This is a genomic window from Bradyrhizobium sp. Rc2d, assembly GCF_900099855.1.
Lineage (GTDB): Bacteria > Pseudomonadota > Alphaproteobacteria > Rhizobiales > Xanthobacteraceae > Bradyrhizobium.
On sequence record NZ_FNCU01000028.1, the window covers coordinates 97,837 to 105,110 of the forward strand.

Below are 7,274 nucleotides of genomic sequence, written 5' to 3' on the forward strand. Positions count from 1 at the left end.
TGATAAGGCAGCTCGATATGACGGCGATCGACCCCACGCTCCGCGCCACCAAGACGACCTGTCCCTATTGCGGTGTCGGCTGCGGCGTGCTGGCGACACCCGACGGCAAGGGTGGCGCAGCGATCGCGGGCGACCCTGATCATCCCGCCAATTTCGGCCGGCTGTGCTCCAAGGGCTCTGCGCTCGGCGAGACCGTCGGGCTGGAAGGCCGTCTGCTCTATCCGATGATCCGCTGCAAGGGCGTGCTGGAGCGCGTCGCCTGGAGTGATGCGCTCGATCATGTCGCCCATCGCATGCAGCACATCGTGGCGCGCGACGGCGCTGACGCGGTAGCGTTCTATCTCTCCGGCCAGCTGCTGACCGAGGACTATTACGTCGCCAACAAGCTGATGAAGGGTTTTGTCGGCACCGCCAATGTCGACACCAATTCGCGGCTCTGCATGTCGTCCTCGGTCGCCGGCCACCGCCGCGCCTTCGGCGCCGACACCGTGCCCGGCTGCTATGAGGATCTCGACCAGGCGGATTTGCTGGTCTTCGTCGGCTCGAATGCGGCCTGGTGCCACCCCATTCTGTTCCAGCGCATGCTGAAGAACCGGCAGGAGCGTGGTGCGCGGATGATCGTGATCGATCCGCGCCGCACCGACACCGCTGACGACGTCGATCTGTTCCTTGGCCTCAAGCCCGGCACCGATACCGCGCTGTTCTCCGGCCTGTTCGTCCACCTCGCCGACAACGGCGGGCTGAATCAGAACTACATCGCGGACAACACGTCGGGCTTCGACGACGCGCTGGCTCGCGCGCGCAACATTGCCGGTAGCGTCACCGCGACCGCACTGGCCACGGGACTGTCCGAGCAGGACGTCGCGATCTTCTTCCAGATGTTCCGCGACACGCCGCGCGTCGTCACGCTCTATTCGCAGGGCGTCAACCAGTCGGCGCAGGGCACCGACAAGGTCAATGCGATCCTGAACTGCCATCTCGCCACCGGGCGCATCGGCAAGCTCGGCGCCTCGCCGTTCTCGCTCACCGGTCAGCCCAACGCGATGGGCGGCCGCGAGGTCGGCGGCCTCGCCAATATGCTCGCCGCCCACATGGGCTTCACGCCGTCCGACATCGATCGTGTCAAGCGGTTCTGGAAGGCACCGCGCATCGCCACCCATGAGGGGTTGAAGGCGGTGCAGTTGTTCGAGGCGATCAACCGCGGTGAGGTCAAAGCGCTCTGGGTGATGGGGACCAACCCGGCGGTGTCGCTGCCCGATGCCGACTTGGTGCGCGAGGCGCTGAAGAAGCTCGAGCTGTTCGTGGTGTCCGAGAACGTGCTCTCCAACGACACGGTCGCGGCCGGGCCGCATGTGCTGCTGCCGGCGCTCGCCTGGGGCGAGAAGTCGGGCACGGTGACCAACTCCGAACGCCGCATCTCGCGCCAGCGCTCGTTCCTGCCGGCGCCGGGCGAGGCGCGCCCCGACTGGTGGATCCTGAGCGAGACCGCAAAACGTCTCGGCTTCGGCGACAGCTTCAACTACAAATCGGCCGCCGAGATTTTTCGCGAGCATGCCGCGCTCTCGGCCTTCGAGAACGACGGCAGCCGTGACTTCGACATCGGCGCGCTGACCTCGCTGTCGAACGAAGCCTTCGATGCGCTCAAGCCGGTGCAATGGCCGGCGCGCCAAGGCGAGGCGCCCCGCGCGCGCTTCTTTGCGGAAGGCGATTTCTTCACCAATGACGGCAAGGGCCGCTTCGTCGCGCCGGAAGTGCCGTCGTTGCGCAGCGAGACCGGCGCCTCGCGCCCCCTCAGGCTCAATACCGGACGCATCCGCGACCAGTGGCACACCATGACGCGCACGGGCCTTAGCCAGCGGCTCGGCGCACATCTGCCCGAGCCTTTCGTCGAGATCCATCCCGATGACGCCAGCAAATACGGCGTCGCTCACGACGGCTACGCCCGCATCACCACCGATTACGGCCAGTGCATCCTGAAAGTCGTCGTCAGCGAGCGCCAGCAGCGCGGCACGCTGTTCGCGCCAATCCACTGGAGCGCGATGAACGCCTCGCATGGCCGCGTCGGCGCGCTGGTGCAGTCGTTTACCGATCCGTTCTCGGGCCAGCCCGAGTCCAAGGCGACGCCGGCCGCGATCGCGCCTTACGAATTCGTCTTCCGCGGTTTTGCGCTGTCGCGACAGCAACTCGATCTGCCGTCGAACCTGCTGTGGACCCGCGTCACGGTTGCCGGCGGTTTCGGCTATCTGTTCGCCGACAACGCGGATCTGTCGCGCTGGCCGGCTTGGCTCGACGGCGTTGCCGGCGAGGACATCGCCGAATATCGCGATTTCGGCGGCGGCATCTATCGCGCTGCCTCGTTCGCTGGCGATCGCATCGAGGCCTGTCTGTTCGTCGGCCCCGGGCATGACGCCGGCGATTGGGAAGTGATCAGAACTGCCTTTGCGGCCGATCACGTCACCGACGAGCAGCGTCGCATGCTGCTGTCAGGCAAGTCGACGGAGGGAACGGCCTCGACCGGGCCAATCGTCTGCGCCTGCTTCGGCGTCGGCCGCGGCACCATCTGCGACACCATCGCCACTGGCGCACGCACTGCGGCCGAGATCGGCGCCAAGCTCAAGGCCGGCACCAATTGCGGCTCCTGCATCCCCGAACTGAAGCGGCTGATCGCGACGACGGAAGCGCCGGCGAAGCAGGCCAAGCTCGCGGGCGCGGCGGGGTAGGCGCGACATTCTCAGTCGTCGCCGTATACTCCGCCGTCATCGCCCGGCTTGACGGGGCGATCCAGTACGCCGAGACAACTGTGATTAGGCGGTGGGGCCGCGGCGTACTGGATTCCCCGCTTTCGCGGGGAATGACAGCAAGGACAGGGCGCCATGCCTGCCGCCCCAATCGACGCACCGGCCATTGTGCCCTATGTTGCCGCGCTCTCCCTCTCAACGCGCACAACAACAATGATGTACCTGGAAACGCCGCCGCGCCTGATCGAAACAAGAATCTTCTCCGCCATGCCTGACAAGTTCCGCCGCAAGGGCGTGCGGACGGATTGGGCCGACGCCAACCGGCCGGGCGTGCCGACCGGTAGCTTCATCGAGGGGCCATCCTTCGACAAGGACGGCAATCTCTACATCGTCGATATTCCCTTCGGGCGCATCTTCCGTATTGCGCCCGATGGCGCGTGGTCGCAGGTCGTCGAATATGAGGGCTGGCCGAACGGGCTGAAGATCGCATCCGACGGCCGCATCCTGATCGCCGATTACATGCATGGCATCATGGAGCTCGATGCCAAAGCCGGCCGCGTCACGCCGGTCCTGACCGCGCGCAATTCAGAATCGTTTCGCGGCTGCAACGATCTGCATCTCGCGTCCAACGGTGACATCTATTTCACCGATCAGGGCCAGACCGGCCTGCACGATCCGAGTGGTCGGGTCTATCGGCTGGCATCGAGTGGCCGGCTCGACTGCCTGATCAACACCGGCATCAGCCCGAACGGCCTCGTGCTCGACCCGACCGAGACCGTCCTGTTCGTCGCCATGACGCGCGACAATGCGGTGTGGCGGCTGCCGTTCATGAAGGATGGCAGCGTGTCGAAGGTCGGCCGCTTCTGCTCGCTGTTCGGCACCAGCGGCCCCGATGGCCTGACCATGGATGCCAAAGGTCGCCTGTTCGTCGGCCACGCCTCCCTCGGGCACGTCTTCGTATTCGCGCCCAACGGCGAATTGATCGCGCGGATCAAGTCGTGCGCGGGGCCGAATTGCACGAATGTGGCGATCGGTGGCGAAAGGAAAGATCGTCTCTATATCACGGAGTCCTCGACCGGGAGCGTGCTAGTCGCTGACATCAGCGGTCTGTAGCGCGTGGCTCTTCGCCTCGCCCCGCTTGCGGGGAGAGGCCGACGCGCGAAGCGCGGCGGGTGAGGGGGGTCTCCGCGAGTCCAACTGCTAGCGAATTTGCGGAGGCAGCCCCGCACCCCAACCCTCTCCCCGTAAGAACGGGGAGAGGGAGAAAACAGAGCGGAGATCGGAAAAGAACATGCACACAAATCCTTTCGGCAAGACCGGCGCCAACGTCTCCGTCATCGGGCAGGGCACCTGGTATCTCGACCACGGCGACCGCAAGCGCGCCATTGCCGCGCTTCAGCGTGGGCTCGATCTCGGCATGACCCACATCGACACCGCCGAGATGTACGGTGACGCCGAGCTCGTCATTGCGGACGCGATTGCCGGCCGTCGCGATGAGGTGTTTCTCGTTTCAAAAGTGCTGCCGAGCAACGCCTCGCGCCGCGGCACGATCACGGCGTGTGAGCGTTCGCTGAAGCGGCTGAAGACCGATCGGCTCGACTGCTATCTGTTGCACTGGCGCGGATCCTATCCGCTCGAGGACACCGTCGCTGCGTTCGAGGAGCTGGTGAAAGCGGGCAAGATCAAGTCCTGGGGCGTCTCCAACTTCGATGCCGACGATCTCGACGACATTCTCGACGTTGCGGGCGAGGGACGGATCGCATGCAATCAGGTGCTCTATCATCTCAAGGAACGCGCGATCGAGCATGCCGTGATTCCCTGGTGCGAGCGGCATGGTGTCGCCGTGGTCGCCTATTCGCCGTTCGGTCACGATGATTTTCCGGATGCGCGCAGCAAGGGCGGCGCCGTGCTGGTGAAGATCGCGGAGACGCGTCGCGCGACACCGCGGCAGGTCGCGCTGAGCTTCCTCACCCGTGCAACTACGGTGTTCGCGATTCCGAAGGCCGCCTCCGCGGAACATGCCGCCGAAAATGCGACTGCCGGCGACCTCGTGCTGACGAAAGACGAGATTGCGGCGCTCGATGCGGCGTTTCCGCGCGGCCCGAAGCCGCGCAGCCTGCCCATGTTGTAGTGCAAAAACGCCCATTATTAATGGAATATTGATGCGCGCGGACGTCAGCGCATATCGGCATCCTGTTTTCGGAAGTTGTGAACGCGGCGCATTTGGCGTTTTTTACGAGCGTTCTCGATTCGCATTATTTCCGGGTTCCAGCCGTGACACCGCCGCCCGCCGCAGCCGCAAGGCTCGACAGTATTCCCATGCCCGTGCCGGAGAAGAAGCAGGCGGCTCGCCGTGCGCCCGCGCGCGTCGATCATCCCTTCAAGGGCATTGCGCTGGTGCTGCTGTCGACGGTGTTTCTCGGCACCTCCGACGTGACCGCGAAATATCTCTCGACCAGCCTGCCGTCGATCGAGATCACCTGGATCCGCTTCGTCACCTTCGCGCTGATGTTCACGCCGGTGATGCTGCCGGGCTCGCCGCTGCATGCGATGCGCACCGAACGCCTCGGCCTGCAATTGATGCGCGGCGCCGCGCTGCTCGGCTCCTCGCTGTTCTTCATCACCGGTCTGCGGTTCCTCCCTATTGCGGAAGCCTCCGCCACCGGCTTCGTCTCGCCGCTGTTCGTCACCGCGCTGTCGATCATCTTCCTGAGCGAGAAGGTCGGCCTGCGCCGCTGGATCGCCACCGCGATCGGCCTGACCGGCGTGATGATCATCCTGCGCCCGGGCTCCAGCGCGTTTCATGCCGCCGCGTTCTTCCCGATCATCTCGGCGTTCTGCTGGGCTGCCGCGCTGATCCTGACGCGCATGATGAGCGGTCGCGAGGCTGTGCTCACCACCATGGCCTATTCCGCGCTGACGGGCGTTGCGATCCTTTCCGTGATGGTGCCGTTCGTCTGGGTCGCGCCGAGCTGGACCGCGATCGGGCTCGGCATTGTGATCGGCGTTGCCTCCACCGTCGGCCAGTGGATCATCGTGCTGGCCTATCGCTACGGCGATGCCTCGGTGCTGGCGCCGTTCTCCTACACGCAATTGCTCTGGGTCAGCATTTTGGGCTTCTTCATCTTCGGCGAGGTGCCTGATCTCTGGACCATCGTCGGCGCGGCTTTCATCGTCGCGAGCGGCCTCTACATCGCCCATCGCGAGCGGGTGCGCCGCGCCCAGCTCCTGGTGCTGGAAGAGCGTTCCCCGAACCCCTGACGCAAGATCGGCGTCCCGCGTCGTGCTATCAACGGCTCCAACACCAGGGGAGGAGCCGGATGCGCGCTGCGATTTTCAGGAACGGTGAGATTGTCGTCGACCGGATGGCGGAGCCGACGCCGGGTCCCGGTCAGGTTCTGGTCAAGACGCTCGCCTGCGGTATTTGCGGTTCCGATCTGCACGCGCGCCAGCACGCCCACCGCATGGTGGAGATGGCGCGGAAGACCGGGCGCAAGCCGATGGACCTCAGCCGCGACGTCGTGTTCGGTCACGAGTTCTGCTGCGAGATCGTCGACTACGGCCCTGGCGCCGCGCGCAAGCTCAAGCCGGGCACGCGCGTCTGCTCGCTGCCGGCGCTGGTGACGCCTGCGGGCATCGAAGGCATCGGCTATTCCAACGACAATATCGGCGGTTATGCCGAGGCGATGCTGCTGAGCGAAGCGCTGCTGCTCGAGGTGCCCAACGGTCTTGCGCCGGAACATGCCGCGCTGACTGAACCGCTCGCGGTCGGGGTTCACGCCGTCGCAAAAGCCAATATCCGTGGTGACGAGGTGCCGCTCGTGATCGGCTGCGGCCCGGTCGGGCTCGCGGTAATCGCGGCGCTGAAGCTCAAGGGCGTGCATCCGATCGTCGCCGCCGACTATTCGCCGGCGCGGCGCGCGCTTGCGGTGAGGCTCGGCGCCGATATCGTCGTCGATCCCAAGGTGTCGCAGCCATATGCGACCTGGGCCGCGCACGCACAAATGTCAGAAGCGGAAAAGGCCGCGCGGCCGCCGTTCCAGGCCATGCTGCCGGCGTTGAAGCCTGCGATCATCTTCGAATGTGTCGGCGTGCCCGGCCTGCTGCAGCAGGTGTTCGAAGGCGCGCCGCGTGACGCGCGCATTGTCGTGGTCGGCGTCTGCATGGAAACCGACACAAGCGAGCCGATGCTGGGCATCATGAAGGAACTCAATGTCCAGTATGTGCTCGGCTACACGCCGGACGAATTCGCAGCGTCGCTGCGCCTGATCGCGGAAGGGCAGGTGGATGCCGCGGCGATGGTGACTGCGGAGGTGGGTATCGACGGCGTCGCCAAAGCCTTCGCCGATCTCGCCAATCCCGAGGCGCACACCAAGATCATCGTGCAGCCATGGCGGTGACCATCTAGCCGCGACGGCAGTGCGCTCCCTCCCCCGCTTGCGTAGGGCTATCGCATATGCATTTCGCGGGGACCACCCGCGAGTTTGCTCCGCCTCTCCCGCTTGCGGGAGAGGCCGACGCGTCCCGGGCGATGCG

The 7,274-nt window shown here is 65.4% G+C and carries 5 protein-coding genes; all 5 read left to right on the forward strand.

Annotated elements, in window-relative coordinates; all coding sequences use genetic code 11:
* The first annotated feature begins 17 nt into the window (after positions 1-17).
* On the forward strand, positions 18-2,720 hold the full coding sequence (locus BLV07_RS29050) for a nitrate reductase (RefSeq protein WP_091892797.1): 2,703 nt from the start codon (positions 18-20) through the stop codon (positions 2,718-2,720).
* Positions 2,721-2,954: 234 nt separating this feature from the next.
* Positions 2,955-3,851, forward strand: coding sequence for an SMP-30/gluconolactonase/LRE family protein (locus BLV07_RS29055; protein WP_091892799.1), 897 nt, complete (start codon positions 2,955-2,957; stop codon positions 3,849-3,851).
* A 178-nt stretch (positions 3,852-4,029) separates the two neighbouring features.
* A complete protein-coding gene (locus BLV07_RS29060) occupies positions 4,030-4,869 on the forward strand; it encodes an aldo/keto reductase (RefSeq protein WP_091892801.1) in 840 nt (279 codons plus the stop codon).
* A 188-nt stretch (positions 4,870-5,057) separates the two neighbouring features.
* A complete protein-coding gene (locus BLV07_RS29065; protein ID WP_176945826.1) occupies positions 5,058-5,999 on the forward strand; it encodes a DMT family transporter in 942 nt (313 codons plus the stop codon).
* A 59-nt stretch (positions 6,000-6,058) separates the two neighbouring features.
* Positions 6,059-7,138: a zinc-binding dehydrogenase gene (locus tag BLV07_RS29070; protein ID WP_091892803.1), complete on the forward strand. Its 1,080-nt coding sequence runs from the start codon at positions 6,059-6,061 to the stop codon at positions 7,136-7,138.
* Positions 7,139-7,274 lie beyond the last annotated feature (136 nt).

Excerpts from the sequence above, each read along its gene's own strand:
- BLV07_RS29065 (WP_176945826.1), top strand. The coding sequence starts at position 5,058 with ATGCCCGTGCCGGAGAAGAAGCAGGCGGCTCGCCGTGCGCCCGCGCGC.
- BLV07_RS29060 (WP_091892801.1), top strand. The coding sequence starts at position 4,030 with ATGCACACAAATCCTTTCGGCAAGACCGGCGCCAACGTCTCCGTCATC.
- BLV07_RS29070 (WP_091892803.1), top strand. The coding sequence starts at position 6,059 with ATGCGCGCTGCGATTTTCAGGAACGGTGAGATTGTCGTCGACCGGATG.
- BLV07_RS29055 (WP_091892799.1), top strand. The coding sequence starts at position 2,955 with ATGTACCTGGAAACGCCGCCGCGCCTGATCGAAACAAGAATCTTCTCC.
- BLV07_RS29050 (WP_091892797.1), top strand. The coding sequence starts at position 18 with ATGACGGCGATCGACCCCACGCTCCGCGCCACCAAGACGACCTGTCCC.